Here is a 17,536-nt window from a genome sequence, read left to right as displayed (position 1 = left end):
GGTGCGCGGTCGCACCGGCCTCCTTCACGAGGTGACTCAGTCCGTGCCGAACTCCATGGCGGCCCGGTCCAGCAGGGCCTCGTCCTCCGAGACCTCGCCGCGGGACGCGATCGCCTCGGCGCCGCCTTCGGGGAGTTCCGGCATGGTGCCGATCAGGCCCGTGGCCGCCGCCTGGGAGGCGCCGATCGTGGGGCTGCCGGTGCCGATCAGACCGAGGCCGGCGTACTGCTCCAGCTTGGCGCGGGAGTCGGCGATGTCGAGGTTGCGCATGGTGAGCTGGCCGATCCGGTCCACCGGGCCGAAGGCCGAGTCCTCGGTGCGCTCCATCGACAGCTTGTCCGGGTGGTACGAGAACGCCGGGCCCGTGGTGTCGAGGATCGAGTAGTCCTCGCCGCGCCGCAGACGCAGGGTGACCTCGCCCGTGATCGCCGCGCCGACCCACCGCTGGAGCGACTCGCGGATCATCAGGGCCTGCGGGTCCAGCCAGCGGCCCTCGTACATGAGACGGCCAAGGCGCCGGCCCTCGTTGTGGTACTGGGCGACGGTGTCCTCGTTGTGGATCGCGTTGACGAGCCGCTCGTACGCCGCGTGCAGCAGGGCCATGCCGGGCGCCTCGTAGATGCCGCGGCTCTTCGCCTCGATGATCCGGTTCTCGATCTGGTCGGACATGCCGAGGCCGTGCCGGCCGCCGATCGCGTTGGCCTCCATGACCAGGTCGACGGCGGAGCCGAACTCCTTGCCGTTGATGGTCACCGGGCGGCCCTGGTCGAAGCCGACCGTGACGTCCTCGGGCGCGATCTCGACCGACGGGTCCCAGAACTTGACGCCCATGATCGGCTCGACGGTCTCGATGCCGGTGTTGAGGTGCTCCAGGGTCTTGGCCTCGTGCGTGGCGCCCCAGATGTTGGCGTCGGTGGAGTACGCCTTCTCGGTCGAGTCCCGATACGGCAGCTGGTGCGCGACCAGCCACTCCGACATCTCCTTGCGGCCGCCGAGCTCGGTCACGAAGTCCGCGTCCAGCCAGGGCTTGTAGATCCGCAGGTTCGGGTTGGCGAGCAGGCCGTAGCGGTAGAACCGCTCGATGTCGTTGCCCTTGAAGGTCGAACCGTCGCCCCAGATCTGGACGTTGTCCTCCAGCATCGCCCGGACCAGGAGCGTGCCGGTGACGGCGCGGCCCAGGGGCGTGGTGTTGAAGTACGCCCGCCCGCCCGAGCGGATGTGGAACGCCCCGCAGGTGAGCGCGGCCAGCCCCTCCTCGACCAGCGCGGCACGGCAGTCGACCAGGCGCGCGATCTCGGCACCGTAGGCGTGCGCGCGGCCGGGCACCGAGTCGATGTCGGGCTCGTCGTACTGGCCGATGTTCGCGGTGTAGGTGCAGGGGATGGCGCCCTTGTCGCGCATCCACGCGACCGCGACGGAGGTGTCGAGACCACCGGAGAAGGCGATGCCGACGCGCTCGCCGGCGGGGAGGGACGTGAGGACCTTGGACATAGGAAGATTATGCATCACAACGCATGGTCATGCAAAGCCCCTGGTGTCGCCCCCTACGTGATGCACGTCATCCGTCCGGCGGCCTCGAAATGCGGACGACCGGCGACGACGGCGTGACGTGCCCCCGGGAAAGTCTCCAGGCGAGGCGACCGGCCCGGACTCCCGGCCCGAACTTCGACCACCGACGCGCACCTGGTGGTCCGTCACCACCGGCAAAGAGGCCCGTCCGCTCGCCGGAACGCCCCTCTGAGCCCTGCCACGGTCAGCGCGAGCTGGTGAACGGCCACGGCTGAGCACCGGGGGCGACGGTCTCCGCGGAGCGCCTACCCTTGACCCATGACCAGCAGCAGCGACCGGAGCCCGGCAGTGGACGTTCCCTCTTCGAAGACGTATGAAGTGCGCACCTACGGGTGCCAGATGAACGTCCACGACTCCGAGCGATTGTCCGGGCTGCTGGAGGAGGCGGGATACGTCCCCGCTCCCGAGGGCTCCGACGGGGACGCGGACGTCGTCGTCTTCAACACCTGCGCGGTGCGGGAGAACGCCGACAACCGGCTCTACGGCAACCTCGGCCGGCTCGCGCCGCGCAAGACCTCGCGGCCCGGCATGCAGATCGCGGTCGGCGGCTGTCTGGCACAGAAGGACCGCGACACCATCGTGAAGAAGGCACCCTGGGTGGACGTCGTCTTCGGCACGCACAACATCGGCAAGCTGCCGATCCTGCTGGAACGCGCGCGCGTGCAGGAAGAGGCGCAGGTCGAGATCGCCGAGTCCCTCGAGGCGTTCCCCTCCACGCTGCCGACGCGGCGCGAGAGCGCCTACGCGGCCTGGGTGTCGATCTCCGTGGGCTGCAACAACACCTGCACCTTCTGCATCGTCCCGGCCCTGCGCGGCAAGGAGAAGGACCGCCGTACCGGCGACATCCTCGCCGAGATCGAGACGCTGGTCGGCGAGGGCGTCTCCGAGATCACGCTGCTCGGCCAGAACGTCAACGCGTACGGCTCCGACATCGGCGACCGCGAGGCGTTCAGCAAGCTGCTGCGCGCGTGTGGCGCGATCGAGGGCCTGGAGCGCGTCCGCTTCACCTCCCCGCACCCGCGCGACTTCACGGACGACGTGATCGCGGCGATGGCCGAGACGCCGAACGTCATGCCGCAGCTGCACATGCCCCTGCAGTCCGGTTCGGACACGGTCCTGAAGGCCATGCGCCGCTCGTACCGCCAGGAGCGCTACCTGGGCATCATCGAGAAGGTCCGCGCCGCCATCCCGCACGCGGCGATCACCACCGACATCATCGTGGGCTTCCCCGGCGAGACCGAGGAGGACTTCGAGCAGACCATGCACGTGGTCCGCGAGGCACGCTTCACGCAGGCCTTCACCTTCCAGTACTCCAAGCGTCCCGGCACCCCCGCCGCGACCATGGAGAACCAGATCCCCAAGGAGGTCGTCCAGGCGCGCTACGAGCGCCTCGTCGCCCTCCAGGAGGAGATCTCCTGGGAGGAGAACAAGAAGCAGGTTGGCCGCACCCTGGAGCTGATGGTCGCCGAGGGCGAGGGCCGCAAGGACGGCGCCACCCACCGCCTCTCCGGCCGGGCCCCGGACAACCGCCTGGTCCACTTCACCAAGCCCGACCAGGAGGTCCGCCCCGGCGACGTGGTCACGGTCGAGATCACCTACGCCGCCCCCCACCACCTCCTGGCCGAGGGCGCCGTCCTCGATGTGCGCCGCACACGCGCGGGGGACGCATGGGAGAAGCGGAACGCGGCCGCCGTACCCGCGGGTGTCATGCTGGGCCTCCCGAAGATCGGGGTTCCCGAGCCGCTGCCTGCGGCCACGGGCGGCTGCGCGGCGCACTGAGCGCACGCCGCCGGTCACCGAGGAGAGGCTGGGCGGGGCATGGGGCGCTGGGTGGTCTTGGTCGACCGCAGGCCCGGGAACCATCAGGACCTCGACGAGGTGGCGCACTTCGAGGGCACCCGGGAAGAGGCCCGCGCCCGCCTGTACGAGATCGCCTGCACCCACCGTCCGGGCGTCGGTCTGCGCCAGAAGCGTCGGCAGGTCTACCGGATCGGTGACGGGGACGCCTACTACGCGACCATCGAGGGCATGATGGGCACGTTTCGCGTGGTGTACCGGCTCGGCGAACTGGAGTGGAGCACCCATCCCGAGTCCTGGCCGTGGGCCTGGAAGTAGGCTGCCGATCATGCTTGTAGCAGCCGCTGTCTGTCCGTGCCCGCCCCTTCTCGTGCCGCCGGTCGCCGCCGGGGCGGCGCCCGAGCTCGACGGGGCCCGCGCCGCCTGCACCGACGCGCTGGGCGTGCTCGCGGCGGCCCGGCCCGACCGCCTCGTCGTCGTGGGCCCCGCCGAGCAGAGCGGACGCGGCCCGCACCCGCAGGGCGCCCGCGGCTCGTTCCGCGGCTTCGGCGTGGAGGTGGACGTGCGGCTCGGACCGGAGCGGGGGCCGGCCCCGCAGCGCCCGCTGCCGACCTCACTCGCCGTCGCCGCCTGGCTGCTGGAGCGCATCGGCTGGTCCGACGCCCCGATCGAGGGACTCGGTGTGGGGGAACCTCTGGAGCCCGAGCGGTGTATTCAGACCGGCAGGGACATCGCCGCCCGGGCGGAGCGGGTGGCGCTGCTGGTGATGGGCGACGCCAGCGCCTGCCGCACGCGCAAGGCGCCCGGCTACCTCGACGAGCGCGCGGCCCCGTTCGACGCGGAGGTCGCGCGTGCGCTGGGCGCGGCCGACGTGGCCGCCCTGCAAGCGCTGGACGCCGAGCTGGCGTACGCACTGAAGGCCTCCGGCCGGGCCTGCTGGCAGGTCCTCGCGGGCGCGGCCGAGGGCGCGGGCCTCGGCGGCTCGCTGCTGTACGAGGACGCGCCGTACGGCGTGGGGTACGTGGTCGCGACCTGGTCCTGACGGCCGGCGGAGCCGCAGGGGTCGTAGAGGAGTCCGGTGGAGCCGCAGGGGTCGTAGAGGAGTCCGGTGGAGCCGCAGGGGTCGTAGAGGAGTTCTGGGCGGGAAACGGCGGCCGGCCGGGGGCGTCCTGCCCCGCGGCCGTCCGTCGGTGTGCCGTGCTGCCGCTCAGGAAGCGGGCGGCGGTGAGGCCGGCGGCGGCGTGCCGCCTCCCGGTCCCTCCGTGCCGTCCTGGTGCGCGAGTCGGTCCATGGCGCCCTTGGCCTTGCTCGTGCCCGTCTGGATCTTGCCGCGGTACTTTCCCTTGGTCTTCTCGTCCACGGCCTTCGCGGCCCTGTCGAGGCCGTACTGGACCTTGTCCCCGTGCTGTTGCGCGAGGCCGGAGACCTTGTCCTTGGCCGGGCTGAGCTTGGCCTTCACCTTGTCCAGGAGACCCATCGTTCACCTTCCCACGCGGGGCAGTTACGTGCGGGCGCCCTCACCGGCCTCACGGTCGGCCGCCTCGTCGGCGGACTGCTGCTTGGGGATATCCACGCCCTCGGCGGCGGCGTCCTCGACGGCCTCCGTCACCGTCGCTCCGTCCGCGTCCTCGGCCGTCCCGGCGACCTCGACCTGGGTCTTGCCCTCGGCCTGGGGCTCGGCCTCGACCTTGGCTTCGGCCTCGGTCGCCCCCTTCGCCTCTCCCGCCTCCTCCGCCGCGGGCTCGGCCGTCCGGATGTCGGCCTGCGCCTCGGCGGTTGACGCCTCCTCCGTGGCCTTCGACCTCCGGAGAAGTCGTGCGAAAACGCCCATATCCACTCCATACCTTACTCGTGCGGGGAAACCCCGCGTCGTCCGGAGCGCCCGATTGCGCCACCCGGATCGCCGCCGCCGCAGACAGGGCGGCGGAAACCACGCAACTGGCAACGACGCCGGACCCGCGTCGTCACGTAACTCGTTCGAGGTGGTGCTCCTGGGTTTGCGAGACTGGAGCGGTGAGCAGCGCACCCCCCTCCCCCCGCGTCATCGCCGTCGTCGGACCCACCGCGGCCGGAAAGTCCGATCTGGGCGTCTTTCTCGCCCAGCGACTGGGAGGTGAGGTCGTCAACGCAGACTCCATGCAGCTCTACCGAGGGATGGACATCGGCACCGCCAAGCTGACGCCCGAGGAACGCGACGGCGTCCCGCACCACCTCCTGGACATCTGGGACGTGACCGTCACGGCGTCCGTCGCCGAGTACCAGAGGCTGGCCCGCGCCCGCATCGACGCCCTGCTCGCCGAGGGCCGCTGGCCGATCCTCGTCGGCGGCTCCGGGCTGTACGTCCGCGGGGCCGTCGACAACCTGGAGTTCCCCGGCACCGACCCCGAGGTCAGGGCCCGCCTGGAGGAGGAACTCGTGCTGCGCGGCTCCGGCGCGCTGCACGCCCGTCTCTCCGCCGCCGACCCCGGGGCCGGGCAGGCGATCCTGCCCAGCAACGGTCGCCGTATCGTCCGGGCCCTCGAAGTGATCGAGATCACCGGCAAGCCCTTCACTGCCAATCTCCCCGGCCACGACTCGGTCTACGACACCGTCCAGATCGGCGTCGACGTCGCGCGGCCCGAACTCGACGAGCGCATCGCGCGCCGCGTCGACCGGATGTGGGAGGCGGGGCTCGTGGACGAGGTGCGGGAGCTGGAGGCGTGCGGGTTGCGCGAGGGGCGCACGGCCTCGCGTGCGCTCGGGTACCAGCAGGTGCTCGCGGCGCTCTCGGGGGAGCGCACGATGGAGGACGCGCGGGCCGAGACCATCCGTGCCACGAAACGCTTCGCGCGCCGTCAGGATTCATGGTTCAGGCGCGATCCGCGGGTGCACTGGTTGAGTGGGGCTGCGGCGCATCTCACAGAACTTCCGCAGCTCGCACTGGCGTTGCTCGAACGACCGGTCACAGCCTGATCACGTCCTGGCATCGGGACGCTCCGGCCGTCATCCCGGCCTCCGGCGCCGTGCCATCATCGAGCTTCGATCGACCAAGTGGAGTCCGAGTTGGGAGGGCGCGTGGCGATGGAGGCCGGCCCTCGCGACACCGCACAAGGCACCGAGCCCCTCACCGCCGAGAGCGGTGAACCGGAGCTGGACGCAGAGCGTCTGAGCCCCGACGGGCCCGACGACACCCAGGGCGGTGTGACCGCCGACGGTCCCGAGCCCGAGGAGATGTTCCCGGGCGGGGAAGAGGTCGAGGTCGAGCTGCGCCCGCAGCGCCGTCTGCGGATCTGGCAGCTCGCTCCCATCGTCTCGCTGGCCGCGGTCGGCTCCCTGATGTTCGCCTTCCCCCTGGCCTTCGACTTCGGTGACAGCGGAGCGGTGATCGCGATGCTGGGTCTGCTGATCTGCTCCTGTGCGGCGGGCTGGGGCATGATGGCCGCACGCCGGGTTGGTTACACGTGGCCGGGACTGCCGCAGCGAGGGTCCGGCCGCCGCGCGGACTGGCGGGTCGTGCTCGGGTACGTGTTGCTGGTGGCGGTTGTGGTCGTTCTCGCGGTCTGGCGCGTGGCGAGGCTCCGCTAGAGGCTTTCAAGGGCGCGGGGCCGTGTCGATCTGCGGCTCCCGCCGCGTGGGCGCCGGCGCGGCCAGTCACCACCGGCCTGCACGTACGATCGAGACATGAGCACCCGGATCCCCTTTCTCAAGGGCCACGGCACCGAGAACGACTTCGTGATCGTCCCGGACCCCGAGAACACCCTCGACCTGCCCCCCGCCGCCGTCGCCGCCCTGTGCGACCGCCGGGCAGGCATCGGCGGTGACGGCCTGCTCCACGTCGTACGGTCCGCCGAGCACCCCGAGGCCACCCACATGGCCGGGGAGGCCGAGTGGTTCATGGACTACCGCAACGGCGACGGATCCATCGCCGAGATGTGCGGCAACGGCGTACGCGTCTTCGCCCGCTACCTCCAGCGCGCCGGTCACGTCAGCGAGGGCGACCTCGCCGTGGCCACGCGCGGGGGCGTGAAGGCCGTGCACATCGCGAAGGGCGGTGACGTCACCGTCGGCATGGGCAAGGCGCTGCTCCCCGAGGGGGACGTCACGGTGAGTGTGGGTGACCGCAGCTGGCCCGCACGCAACGTGAACATGGGCAATCCGCACGCCGTCGCCTTCGTGGACGACCTCGCGCACGCCGGTGACCTGTACTCCCCGCCGCCGTTCAACCCGGCCGCCGCCTACCCGAGCGGGGTCAACGTCGAGTTCGTGGTCGACCGCGGCCCCCGCCATGTCGCCATGCGCGTGCACGAGCGCGGGGCGGGCGAGACCCGGTCGTGCGGCACGGGCGCGTGCGCCGTCGCCGTCGCCACGGCCCGCCGGGACGGCGCCGACCCGATGGCCACCGGCACTCCGGCGACCTACACCGTCGATGTGCCCGGAGGCACCCTGGTGATCACCGAGCGGAGCGACGGCGAGATCGAGATGACCGGTCCGGCGGTGATCGTCGCCGAGGGCGAGATCGACGCCGACTGGCTGGAAAACGCGATTGGTTGACCATATGAATCACAGCACTCGGACGGCCCAAGGCGTGGAACCGCAGCCTTCGGCCCTCTGTGCGATTCAAAACCACGGTTGGCTGCTGGCCAGGCGGCGTGAAATCGTAAACCTGGAAGCCATCGCTCGATTGGGTGATCCGTTTCACGCTCGCCGAGAGGCGGTCAGTCGGGCGTGATGGGCTCGGTAGCATCAAGCACCGGCCCGGACGGGGACAGATGCCATCCCCTGAGCCGTGTCCGCCATGGGGCACCCCGTCCGCCGGTCCACAGCCGGAGGTGCCCATGAGTGCGGAGGCCACGAACCCCGCGACCCCAGGTCCGGTAACAGGTGCGGCCGCCCGTTGGCGGGCGCGGATCGACCTGCGCCGCCTGGGCCGCGCCGCGCTGCTCGGCCCCGCCGCCCGAGACCGGATGCCCGACGCCATCGGCCATGTCGCCGAGGCCCACCGCGCCCACCACCCCGACGCCGACCTCGAACCGCTGCGCCGCGCCTGGGTCCTTGCCGAGTCCTCGCACCGCGGCCAGATGCGCAAGAGCGGTGAGCCGTACATCACGCATCCGCTCGCCGTGACGCTGATCCTCGCCGAACTCGGCGCCGAGACCACGACCTTGACGGCCTCTCTGCTCCACGACACCGTCGAGGACACCGAGGTGACGCTCGATCAGGTCGGCGAGGAGTTCGGCGCGGAGGTCCGCTTCCTCGTCGACGGCGTCACCAAGCTGGAGAAGGTCGACTACGGCGCCGCCGCCGAACCCGAGACCTTCCGCAAGATGCTCGTCGCCACCGGCAACGACGTCCGCGTGATGTCGATCAAACTCGCCGACCGGCTGCACAACATGCGCACCCTCGGCGTGATGCGCCCCGAGAAGCAGGCCCGCATCGCCAAGGTGACCCGGGACGTTCTCATCCCGCTCGCCGAACGCCTCGGCGTCCAGGCACTCAAGACCGAGCTGGAAGACCTGGTCTTCGCGATCCTCCACCCCGAGGAGTACGAGCACACGCGCGAGTTGATCGTCGACAACGCCTCCCGCGCGGACGACCCGCTCGCCGAGATCGCCGACGAGGTGCGCTCCGTGCTGCGCGAGGCCGGTATCCCGGCCGAAGTCGTCATCAGGCCACGGCACTTCGTCTCCGTGCACCGGGTGGCCCGCAAGCGCGGCAGGTTGCGCGGCGCGGACTTCGGCCGCCTGCTGGTTCTGGTGGGCGAGGACGCGGACTGCTACGGCGTCCTGGGTGAACTGCACACCTGTATGACGCCGGTCGTCTCGGAGTTCAAGGACTTCATCGCCGTACCGAAGTTCAACCTGTACCAGTCGCTGCACACCGCCGTGGCCCGCGGCGACGGCCAGGTCGTCGAAGTCCTCATCCGCACCCATCAGATGCACAAGGTCGCCGAGGCCGGCGTGGTCGCGCTCGGCAATCCCTACGCCTCACCCGCGGACACCTCGGAGGCGCCGGGCGCGTCCACCGGCGCAGGCGCCGACGAGGAGCGGGTGGACCCCACCCGGCCCGGCTGGCTCTCCCGCCTCCTCGACTGGCAGGCGGCCGCGCCGGACGCCGACACCTTCTGGTCGACCCTTCGTGAGGACCTCGCCCAGGACCGCGAGATCACCGTCTTCCGGCCCGATGGCGGCACCCTGGGCCTGCCCGAGGGCGCGACCTGTGTGGACGCCGCGTACGCGCAGTACGGCGAGGACGCGCACGCGTGCCTCGGCGCCCGCGTCAACGGCCGTCTGGCGACCCTGAGCACCGTTCTGAAGGACGGTGACACCGTCCAGCTCCTCATGGGACAGGACCCCGCCGCCGAGCCCTCCAAGGAGTGGCTGGACCACGCGCACACGCCCGCGGCGCGGATCGCCATCCAGCGGTGGATCGCGACCCATCCGTCGCACGAGACGCCGGAGGAGATCGCGGAGCGGGACGTTACGGCCGCCGCGACGACCGAGGACCTGCGGGCCGGGCGGGGGGATGCGAACCCCTTCCGGGTCTCCGCCGCGGAGCCGTCGGTTGCCGACACTCCCGACGGCGTGGGCCGGATCATCGCCGACCCGCCGACCTCCGACAACCCGGCCGCCGAACGCCCCGGCGCCGCCGTCGCCCTCATCGACCAGTCCGGCGCGACCGTACGGCTCGCCGGCTGCTGCACGCCCGTACCGCCCGACGAGATCACCGGTTTCGCCGTGCGCGGGGGAGTGGTCACCGTGCACCGAGTGGAGTGCGCCGCGGTGGCGCGGATGAAGAGCGTGGGGCGTACGGAGGTCGGCGTGCGCTGGGGCGACACCGCCGGGTGCCGGGTCACGCTGTTCGCGGAATCGTTCGGCCGACCGCACCTCCTCGCCGACCTCACCGAGGCCATGGCCGGCGAGGGCGCCGAGATCGTCTCCGCGACCGTCGAACCCCCCAGCCAGCAGCGAGTCCGCCACACGTACACCGTCGAGCTGCCGGATGCGGCCCGGCTGCCGTCGCTGATGCGGGCGATGCGGAACGTGGCCGGGGTGTACGACGTGAGCAGGGCGCAGACGCCTGGGGCCTGAAGGACGCATCAGGGGCGCGCCCGACAGGGGTGGGGCCATTGGTCTGCACGCGCGTGGGGGACCGTCCCGCTGGTCTGCATGTGCGTGGGGACCGTCCCGCTGGTCTGCATGCGTGTGGGTGGCCGGTCTGCTGGTCTGCATGTGGGTGAGGGCCGGTCCGCAGGTCTGCATGTGCGTGAGGGCGGGGCCACAGGTCTTGGTGAGCGGGTGCAGGGCCGGTCGACAGGCCGCTCACGCGCGCGTGGAGCCCGCAGGAACTCAGCGCGCGCGTGGCAGGCCTCTGGTCCTGACGATGCGGGCGTGGCAGGCCTCAGGACCTTTGAACGCGCGCGTGGCGGGCCACAGATCCTCAGCGCGTGTGGCCGGCCGCAGGACCTCACGCGTCTCCTCAACGGAACCGGAGCACCCCGTTCGAGTGGGACAGTCGCGAGTCGTCGCCGTGGCGCACGTGCGCGCTGGTAGCCGTGGTGCATGCCGCTCAGCTCCCACACACACGCCGGTCCCACCCCCACGCACCCCACCCACGCCGACCGGCCCGGCCCCGACGCCCCCCGTCGCCGTACCGGAAACGCCCGACGGCGCAAGGCGGCCGCGCTGCTCGCCTCTGCCGTCTCCGTCTGCCTGCTGGCCGCGAGCGCCCCGGCCACACCGCTCGGGGTCGGTGACCGCCTTTTCCCGCACCTCGGCAACCCCGGCTACGACGTGGCGTCGTACGACCTCTCCTTCACCTATCCCGGCGACAACAGCAAGCCACTCACGGCCGTCACCACGATCGATGCCTGGACGACGACCGAACTCGACCGCATCAACCTCGACTTCGCACACGGCGACGTCCGATCGGTGGAGGTCGACGGTCTGCCCGCGGCCTTCACCAGCGCCGACGAGGACCTCGTCGTCACGCCCGACGGGCCGCTGCCCGCCGGTAGCTGGATGCGGATCACCGTGCGGCACACCAGTGACCCCGTCTCCGCCGACGACCGGGACGGCGGCTGGGTGCGCACCGCGGACGGGCTCGCCATGGCCAACCAGGCCGACGCCGCCCACCTGGTGTTCCCCTGCAACGACCACCCCTCCGACAAGGCGATGTTCACCATCCGGGTCACCGCACCCGACGGCTACACGGCCGTCGCCAACGGACTGCCGACGGACGAGGACCGCGCCGGCCGGACGACCACCTGGACGTACCGCACCCAGCACCCCATGGCCACCGAACTCGCGCAGGTGTCCATCGGCCGCTCCACCGTGCTGCGCCGCAGCGGCCCGCACGGACTGCCCGTCCGGGACGTCGTGCGCACGAAGGACCGCGCCAAGCTCGAACCCTGGCTCAAGAAGACCCCCGGCCAGCTCGCCTGGATGGAGGGCAAAGTCGGGCCGTACCCGTTCGAGACGTACGGCATCCTCATGGCCGCCGCCGACACCGGCTTCGAGTTGGAAACCCAAACCCTGTCCCTCTTCGAGAAGGACCTCTTCACCGAGCCCGCCTACCCCAAGTGGTACGTCGAGTCGATCATGGTCCACGAGCTCGCCCACCAGTGGTTCGGCGACAGCGTCAGCCCCCGCACCTGGTCGGACCTGTGGCTCAACGAAGGACATGCCACCTGGTACGAGGCCCTGTACGCGGAGGAGAAGGCGGGCCGCACCCTTGCGGCCCGCATGAAGGCCGCCTACGGCGCTTCCAACCGCTGGCGGGCCGAAGGCGGACCGCCGGCCGCGCCCAAGCCGCCCGAGCCCGGCCAGAAGATCAGCATCTTCCGGCCGAACGTCTACGACGGCGCCGCCCTGGTCCTGTACGCCCTGCGCCAGGAGATCGGCCGCAAGTCCTTCGAGAACCTGGAACGGGCCTGGGTGCAGGAACACCGGGACGGCACGGCGTCGACCGCCGACTTCGTGCACCTCGCCTCCGAGATCTCCGGGCGCGACCTCGGCGACTTCCTCCAGGGCTGGCTCTACGGCAAGAAGACCCCGCCGATGCCCGGCCACCCGGACTGGAAGGCCGTGGCACCGGCGAAAAGGCGGTGACGAGACGCCCCGTACCGTGCGACCATCTTCAGGTCGGCGCGGCACGGGGCGCGGGAATCTCCCAAGGTGCTCGTGCGTTGTGCCACATGACCGCCGAATCGGAATCCCCATCGACGTAAGGATCAAATGACCTCCTCTTCATCCCCTTCCCAGGACACGCAGCGCCTCGCGCACACATACGCCGAAGGTCTCCGGGCCGATGCCCTGATGGAAGAGGACGTCGCCTGGAGCCACGAGATCGACGGAGAGCGGGACGGCGAGCAGTTCGACCGCTCCGAGCGCGCGGCCCTGCGCCGCGTCGCAGGCCTCTCCACCGAGCTCGAGGACGTCACCGAGGTCGAGTACCGCCAGCTCCGTCTGGAGCGGGTCGTCCTGGTCGGCGTATGGACCACGGGGACCGCGCAGGACGCGGACAACTCCCTCGCGGAGCTCGCCGCCCTCGCGGAGACCGCCGGCGCACTCGTGCTCGACGGCGTGATCCAGCGCCGCGACAAGCCCGACGCGGCCACCTACATCGGTTCCGGCAAGGCCGACGAGCTGCGGGACATCGTCCTGGAGACCGGCGCGGACACCGTCATCTGCGACGGTGAGCTCAGCCCGGGCCAGCTCATCCACCTCGAGGACGTCGTCAAGGTCAAGGTCATCGACCGTACGGCCCTGATCCTCGACATCTTCGCCCAGCACGCCAAGTCCCGGGAGGGCAAGGCGCAGGTCGCGCTCGCGCAGATGCAGTACATGCTGCCGCGACTGCGCGGCTGGGGTCAGTCGCTGTCCCGTCAGATGGGCGGCGGCAAGGGCGGCGGCCTCGCCACCCGTGGTCCCGGTGAGACCAAGATCGAGACGGACCGGCGTCGGATCCGCGAGAAGATGGCGAAGATGCGCCGGGAGATCGCGGCCATGAAGACCGGCCGCGAGATCAAGCGGCAGGAGCGCAAGCGCCACAAGGTGCCCTCGGTCGCCATCGCGGGTTACACCAACGCCGGCAAGTCGTCCCTGCTCAACCGCCTCACGGGCGCGGGCGTCCTGGTCGAGAACGCCCTGTTCGCGACCCTCGACCCGACCGTCCGCCGCGCGGAGACCCCGAGCGGCCGCCTGTACACGCTGGCCGACACCGTCGGTTTTGTACGGCACCTGCCGCACCACCTGGTCGAGGCGTTCCGCTCCACGATGGAGGAGGTCGGCGAGTCCGACCTGATCCTGCACGTGGTGGACGGCTCGCACCCGAACCCGGAGGAGCAGCTGGCCGCCGTGCGCGAGGTGATCAGGGATGTCGGCGCCACCGACGTGCCCGAGATCGTCGTGATCAACAAGGCCGACGCGGCCGACCCGCTGACGCTCCAGCGGCTGATGCGGAACGAGAAGCGCTCCCTCGCGGTCTCGGCCCGTACCGGCCAGGGCATCACCGAACTGCTCGCCCTGATCGACAACGAACTGCCCAGGCCGTCCGTCGAGATCGAGGCGCTCGTGCCGTACACCCACGGCAAGCTGGTCGCCCGTGCCCATGACGAGGGCGAGGTGATCTCCGAGGAGCACACCGCGGAGGGCACCCAGCTCAAGGTGCGCGTGCACGAGGAGCTGGCCGCGGATCTGGCGCCGTACGTGCCGGCACCGGTTGTGGCCTGAGTGCCGTAGCTCTCTGAGCCGTAGCTCTCTGAGAGGCCCGCCCTTTTTCCCAAGGGCGGGCCTCCAGCGTGTTCAGGTCACCGACGGTTCGTGAGCGGTCGTGATCGTTGTGTTCGTCGGCGCCGGTCAGGGTGCTCGGGAAGGCCGAGGGGCTCACTGGCCCGCGAACTTCTCGCTGACCGAGTCGTACACGCCCTTGGCCACCTCACCCAGCCGGGGCCCGGCCAGCCAGCCCGCGTTCACCGGCCCGATCGAGGTGTTGGACACCAGGGCCGGCCGGCCGTCCGCACCGGTCGCGACCCAGCCGCCGCCGGACGAGCCACCGGTCATGGTGCAGCCGATGCGGTACATCGTCGGGTCCGAGGCGTTGATCGACAGCCGTCCCGGCCTGTCCTGGCACTGGTACAGCGTCTCCCCGTCGAACGGCGCCGCCGCCGGATACCCGCCGGCCGTGATGCTCTCCACCCGTGGCACAGCCGGCGCGGCGAAGTTCACCGGCAGGGCCGAACCGACCGTCTCCTCCAGCGACTTCCCGCTGCCACCCTCCTCCGGCGTCACATGGATGACGGCGAAGTCGTACGGGGCACCGTCCCCGCCGGTCGGACCACCCTGGGCGATCCACTGGTCCGAGGTCTGCGCCCAGTCGGCCCACCAGACGCCGTACGGAGCGACATCCTTCTCGGTCGCGCTCTCCAACTCCGCGCCCGACAGGGCCTGATCGTTGTACGACGGCACGAACGCGGTGTTGCGGTACCAGCCACCGCTCTTGCCCGCGTGCACACAATGCCCCGCCGTCCACACCATGTCGGACTTGCCCGGGTGGGCCGGGTCCTCAACGACCGTCGCCGAGCAGACCATCGTGCCCTCGGGGGAGTCGAAGAACAGCTTGCCCGCCTCAGGAACATTGTCGTGGTACGTAGGCGATACGGGCTTCGCGTCCACCGGCGCGGGCTCCGGATCGGTCACACCCTGGTCATCCGAGAGGTCGCTCTCCTGGACACCGCGGTCGGGATCCTCGGCCTCCCGCATTCGGTCCGGGTCCCACAGGCCCTCGATGATCGGGTTGATGTAGTCCTGGGCCTCGCGCAGCCAGTCGTCCCTGTCCCAGTTCTTCCAGGCGCCGTTCTTCCACTCGTCGACATCGATCCCGTGCTCCTTGAGCCTGTCCCTGATGTCGTCCGGGATCGTGATCTTGCCGTCGCCCTCGGACGCGGCCGAGGCGGAGGCCTGCGCGTTCGCGTCCGAGTCGCCCGAACCACAGCCGGTCGCGGTCAGCGCCAGCACGGAGGCGAGGGTCATTGCGGCGAGCACAGGAGTGGTTCTGCGGCGCGCGCCCTGTTCGCCTTCGTCGCGAGCGGTCAATGACAGCGGTGTGGATCGCATGCTCTGCCTCCCCCTGTGTGGACGAACCCGGCTGCGCAACCGGGGACTTCCCGCAGACGTCCCGCGAGTTCACCCTCCGGCACCGCGCCCTGGAACGGCATCACACACTATGCGTCCGTTATGGGGGACTTCCGATGGAACCGCAACAGTTCCGTCACGCCAAAGATCTTCAGTCAACCCGTAACCCGGTGAACGGTCCGGGGTTGGTAGCGGTGGGGGCTTGCTGCCGGGGGACGGGTCGGTCTCCGGCGCCCCAATCCCCGGAGATTTCCCGACACTCGGGGCATCGATGTGCCGAGATGTCGAGCAAAGGGTCCCGGGGTTCCGTATGTCGGGGCGGGTGAGTCCGCGAGGGAACCGCTTGCCCCTGCACAGCGCGACGACGGGAGAACCATGGCCGTGACCGAGACCGCACCCGGGGAGGCCATGGCGGGGCACACCCCTGTCGAGGAACCGTCGACGGCCCGCTCCGCGCACGAGGGAATCCTGCGTCGCCAGTCGGCCCGCGAGTCGGCGGCACGCACCTATGCCCGTGCCCTCCCGATCGTGCCGGTACGTGCACGCGGGCTGACCATCGAGGGCGCCGACGGCCGCCGCTACCTCGACTGCCTCTCGGGCGCCGGCACCCTTGCCCTCGGACACAACCACCCCGTCGTCCTGGAGGCGATCCGCAAGGTCCTCGACTCGGGCGCACCCCTCCACGTCCTCGACCTCGCGACGCCCGTCAAGGACGCCTTCATCACCGAACTGTTCCGCACCCTGCCGCCTGGCCTCGCCGACCACGCGCGCGTGCAGTTCTGCAGCCCGGCCGGCACCGATGCGGTGGAGGCAGCCTTCAAGCTCGTGCGCGCGGCGACCGGCCGCAACGGCATGCTCGCCTTCGCCGGTGCCTACCACGGCATGACCGCCGGGGCTCTCGAAGCGTCCGGCGACGCCTTCGACGTACGGGTCGCCCGGCTGCCCTACCCGCAGGACTACCGCTGTCCCTTCGGGGTCGGCGGCCCGCACGGCGCCGAACTCGCCGCCCGCTGGACGGAGTCCGTCCTCGACGACCCCAAGTCCGGGGTGCCGCTGCCCGCAGGCATGATCCTCGAACCCGTCCAGGGCGAGGGCGGAGTTCTTCCAGCCCCCGACGCGTGGATGCGACGCATGCGACGGATCACGGCCGACCGCTCGATCCCGCTCATCGCCGACGAGGTCCAGACGGGAGTCGGCCGTACCGGCGCTTTCTGGGCCGTGGAGCACAGCGGCATCACCCCCGACGTCATGGTCCTGTCCAAGGCCATCGGCGGAAGCCTGCCCCTCTCCGTGGTGGTCTACCGAGACGACCTCGACGTCTGGGAACCCGGCGCCCACGCCGGCACCTTCCGCGGCAACCAACTCGCCATGGCTGCGGGCACGGCCACGATGGCCTACGTCCGCGAGAACGGCCTCACAGAACGTGCGGCAACGCTCGGTGCGCGGATGCTGGATCAACTCCGAGGGCTGAGCCGGGAGTTTTCCGTGATCGGTGATGTGCGGGGGCGGGGGCTGATGATCGGTATGGAGATGGTGGAGATGGCGGAGGGGGAGGGCGAAGGGGACGGGTGGGGTGTCGCTGGGCCTGGAGGGGCCAACGGGCCCGATGAGACTGGTAGGTCCGGACAATCCACTGGGCCCTATGAGGCCGGCGGGCCCGGTGGGTCCGATGAGGACCGTGGGGCCGCTGGGTTGCTGGGCTCGGTCGGGCTGAGGAGCGCCGGTGGTGAGGGGGGCGTGATGCCGGGTTCCATTCCACACCCTCGGCCTGCGTCTTCCGAGCTTGCCGTCGCCGTCCAGCGGGAGTGCCTCCGGCGTGGCCTGATCGTCGAACTCGGTGGTCGTCACGCGAGCGTCGTGCGCCTGCTCCCACCTCTGACGATCACAGACGAACAGGCGACGGCCGTCCTCGACCGACTCGCCGACGCCGTGGCAGCTGTGGCCCGCGGTCACGGCAGCGGTGCCGGGAGACAACAGCAGCGTCGGCGCCGGAGCGAGGGGACGGGGTAGCGGCGGGAGCCGAAGGGACGGCAGGAACTGGCGTGCCGGCTCGAGCCACA

Annotated in this window: 14 protein-coding genes; 10 read left to right on the top strand and 4 right to left on the bottom strand. The window is 70.9% G+C overall.

Annotated elements, in window-relative coordinates:
- Nucleotides 1–36: 36 nt before the first annotated feature.
- The gene (gene argG, locus OG841_RS13330; RefSeq protein ID WP_057613288.1) at nucleotides 37–1,491 is read right to left on the bottom strand and encodes an argininosuccinate synthase; all 1,455 of its coding nucleotides are present in this window, start codon (nucleotides 1,489–1,491) and stop codon (nucleotides 37–39) included.
- Nucleotides 1,492–1,827: 336 nt separating this feature from the next.
- Here argG and miaB point away from each other — a divergent pair, with 336 nt between their 5' ends.
- From miaB to OG841_RS13315, 3 genes are read left to right on the top strand one after another with little or no spacing between them, the layout of a single operon-like run.
- Nucleotides 1,828–3,348 carry a tRNA (N6-isopentenyl adenosine(37)-C2)-methylthiotransferase MiaB gene (gene miaB / locus OG841_RS13325; protein ID WP_371565361.1) on the top strand — a complete coding sequence of 507 codons (1,521 nt, stop codon included), beginning with the start codon at nucleotides 1,828–1,830 and terminating at the stop codon, nucleotides 3,346–3,348.
- A gap of 39 nt (nucleotides 3,349–3,387) precedes the next feature.
- On the top strand, nucleotides 3,388–3,684 hold the full coding sequence (locus OG841_RS13320; RefSeq protein ID WP_328641280.1) for a hypothetical protein: 297 nt from the start codon (nucleotides 3,388–3,390) through the stop codon (nucleotides 3,682–3,684).
- Nucleotides 3,685–3,694: 10 nt separating this feature from the next.
- Nucleotides 3,695–4,408, top strand: coding sequence for a class III extradiol dioxygenase subunit B-like domain-containing protein (locus OG841_RS13315; RefSeq protein WP_328641281.1), 714 nt, complete (start codon nucleotides 3,695–3,697; stop codon nucleotides 4,406–4,408).
- A gap of 165 nt (nucleotides 4,409–4,573) precedes the next feature.
- Here OG841_RS13315 and OG841_RS13310 read toward each other — a convergent pair whose 3' ends face one another.
- Nucleotides 4,574–4,843, bottom strand: a complete 270-nt coding sequence (locus tag OG841_RS13310) for an antitoxin (RefSeq protein WP_365115714.1) — start codon at nucleotides 4,841–4,843, stop codon at nucleotides 4,574–4,576.
- A 24-nt stretch (nucleotides 4,844–4,867) separates the two neighbouring features.
- The gene (locus tag OG841_RS13305) at nucleotides 4,868–5,197 is read right to left on the bottom strand and encodes a hypothetical protein (protein WP_328641283.1); all 330 of its coding nucleotides are present in this window, start codon (nucleotides 5,195–5,197) and stop codon (nucleotides 4,868–4,870) included.
- A 182-nt stretch (nucleotides 5,198–5,379) separates the two neighbouring features.
- Between OG841_RS13305 and miaA the strand changes: the two genes are divergently transcribed.
- From miaA to hflX, 6 genes are all read left to right on the top strand, one after another.
- A complete protein-coding gene (gene miaA, locus OG841_RS13300; protein WP_328641284.1) occupies nucleotides 5,380–6,318 on the top strand; it encodes a tRNA (adenosine(37)-N6)-dimethylallyltransferase MiaA in 939 nt (312 codons plus the stop codon).
- 108 nt (nucleotides 6,319–6,426) lie between these two features.
- A complete protein-coding gene (locus tag OG841_RS13295) occupies nucleotides 6,427–6,930 on the top strand; it encodes a hypothetical protein (RefSeq protein WP_328643675.1) in 504 nt (167 codons plus the stop codon).
- A gap of 96 nt (nucleotides 6,931–7,026) precedes the next feature.
- Nucleotides 7,027–7,896, top strand: a complete 870-nt coding sequence (gene dapF / locus OG841_RS13290; RefSeq protein ID WP_371565354.1) for a diaminopimelate epimerase — start codon at nucleotides 7,027–7,029, stop codon at nucleotides 7,894–7,896.
- A gap of 284 nt (nucleotides 7,897–8,180) precedes the next feature.
- A complete protein-coding gene (locus OG841_RS13285) occupies nucleotides 8,181–10,433 on the top strand; it encodes a RelA/SpoT family protein (RefSeq protein ID WP_371565352.1) in 2,253 nt (750 codons plus the stop codon).
- A gap of 471 nt (nucleotides 10,434–10,904) precedes the next feature.
- Nucleotides 10,905–12,452 carry a M1 family metallopeptidase gene (locus OG841_RS13280; protein ID WP_328641287.1) on the top strand — a complete coding sequence of 516 codons (1,548 nt, stop codon included), beginning with the start codon at nucleotides 10,905–10,907 and terminating at the stop codon, nucleotides 12,450–12,452.
- A gap of 126 nt (nucleotides 12,453–12,578) precedes the next feature.
- Entirely contained in the window at nucleotides 12,579–14,075 is a 1,497-nt protein-coding gene (hflX, locus tag OG841_RS13275; RefSeq protein ID WP_328641288.1) for a GTPase HflX, read from the top strand.
- A gap of 153 nt (nucleotides 14,076–14,228) precedes the next feature.
- Here the strand turns inward: hflX and OG841_RS13270 are convergent, their stop codons facing one another.
- Entirely contained in the window at nucleotides 14,229–15,458 is a 1,230-nt protein-coding gene (locus tag OG841_RS13270; RefSeq protein ID WP_328641289.1) for a trypsin-like serine peptidase, read from the bottom strand.
- 393 nt (nucleotides 15,459–15,851) lie between these two features.
- Here OG841_RS13270 and OG841_RS13265 point away from each other — a divergent pair, with 393 nt between their 5' ends.
- On the top strand, nucleotides 15,852–17,486 hold the full coding sequence (locus tag OG841_RS13265; protein ID WP_371565351.1) for a diaminobutyrate--2-oxoglutarate transaminase family protein: 1,635 nt from the start codon (nucleotides 15,852–15,854) through the stop codon (nucleotides 17,484–17,486).
- Nucleotides 17,487–17,536: the final 50 nt, after the last annotated feature.

The sequence above is a fragment of the Streptomyces canus genome, assembly GCF_041435015.1.
Lineage (GTDB): Bacteria > Actinomycetota > Actinomycetes > Streptomycetales > Streptomycetaceae > Streptomyces > Streptomyces canus_G.
This window is presented reverse-complemented; position numbering and strand designations above follow the sequence as displayed.

What these genes read in the sequence shown, in the direction of transcription:
- argG (WP_057613288.1), bottom strand. Translation starts at nt 1,491, where the DNA reads ATGTCCAAGGTCCTCACGTCCCTCCCCGCCGGCGAGCGCGTCGGCATC.
- miaB (WP_371565361.1), top strand. Translation starts at nt 1,828, where the DNA reads ATGACCAGCAGCAGCGACCGGAGCCCGGCAGTGGACGTTCCCTCTTCG.
- OG841_RS13320 (WP_328641280.1), top strand. Translation starts at nt 3,388, where the DNA reads ATGGGGCGCTGGGTGGTCTTGGTCGACCGCAGGCCCGGGAACCATCAG.
- OG841_RS13315 (WP_328641281.1), top strand. Translation starts at nt 3,695, where the DNA reads ATGCTTGTAGCAGCCGCTGTCTGTCCGTGCCCGCCCCTTCTCGTGCCG.
- OG841_RS13310 (WP_365115714.1), bottom strand. Translation starts at nt 4,843, where the DNA reads ATGGGTCTCCTGGACAAGGTGAAGGCCAAGCTCAGCCCGGCCAAGGAC.
- OG841_RS13305 (WP_328641283.1), bottom strand. Translation starts at nt 5,197, where the DNA reads ATGGGCGTTTTCGCACGACTTCTCCGGAGGTCGAAGGCCACGGAGGAG.
- OG841_RS13295 (WP_328643675.1), top strand. Translation starts at nt 6,427, where the DNA reads ATGGAGGCCGGCCCTCGCGACACCGCACAAGGCACCGAGCCCCTCACC.
- dapF (WP_371565354.1), top strand. Translation starts at nt 7,027, where the DNA reads ATGAGCACCCGGATCCCCTTTCTCAAGGGCCACGGCACCGAGAACGAC.
- OG841_RS13285 (WP_371565352.1), top strand. Translation starts at nt 8,181, where the DNA reads ATGAGTGCGGAGGCCACGAACCCCGCGACCCCAGGTCCGGTAACAGGT.
- OG841_RS13280 (WP_328641287.1), top strand. Translation starts at nt 10,905, where the DNA reads ATGCCGCTCAGCTCCCACACACACGCCGGTCCCACCCCCACGCACCCC.
- hflX (WP_328641288.1), top strand. Translation starts at nt 12,579, where the DNA reads ATGACCTCCTCTTCATCCCCTTCCCAGGACACGCAGCGCCTCGCGCAC.
- OG841_RS13270 (WP_328641289.1), bottom strand. Translation starts at nt 15,458, where the DNA reads ATGCGATCCACACCGCTGTCATTGACCGCTCGCGACGAAGGCGAACAG.
- OG841_RS13265 (WP_371565351.1), top strand. Translation starts at nt 15,852, where the DNA reads ATGGCCGTGACCGAGACCGCACCCGGGGAGGCCATGGCGGGGCACACC.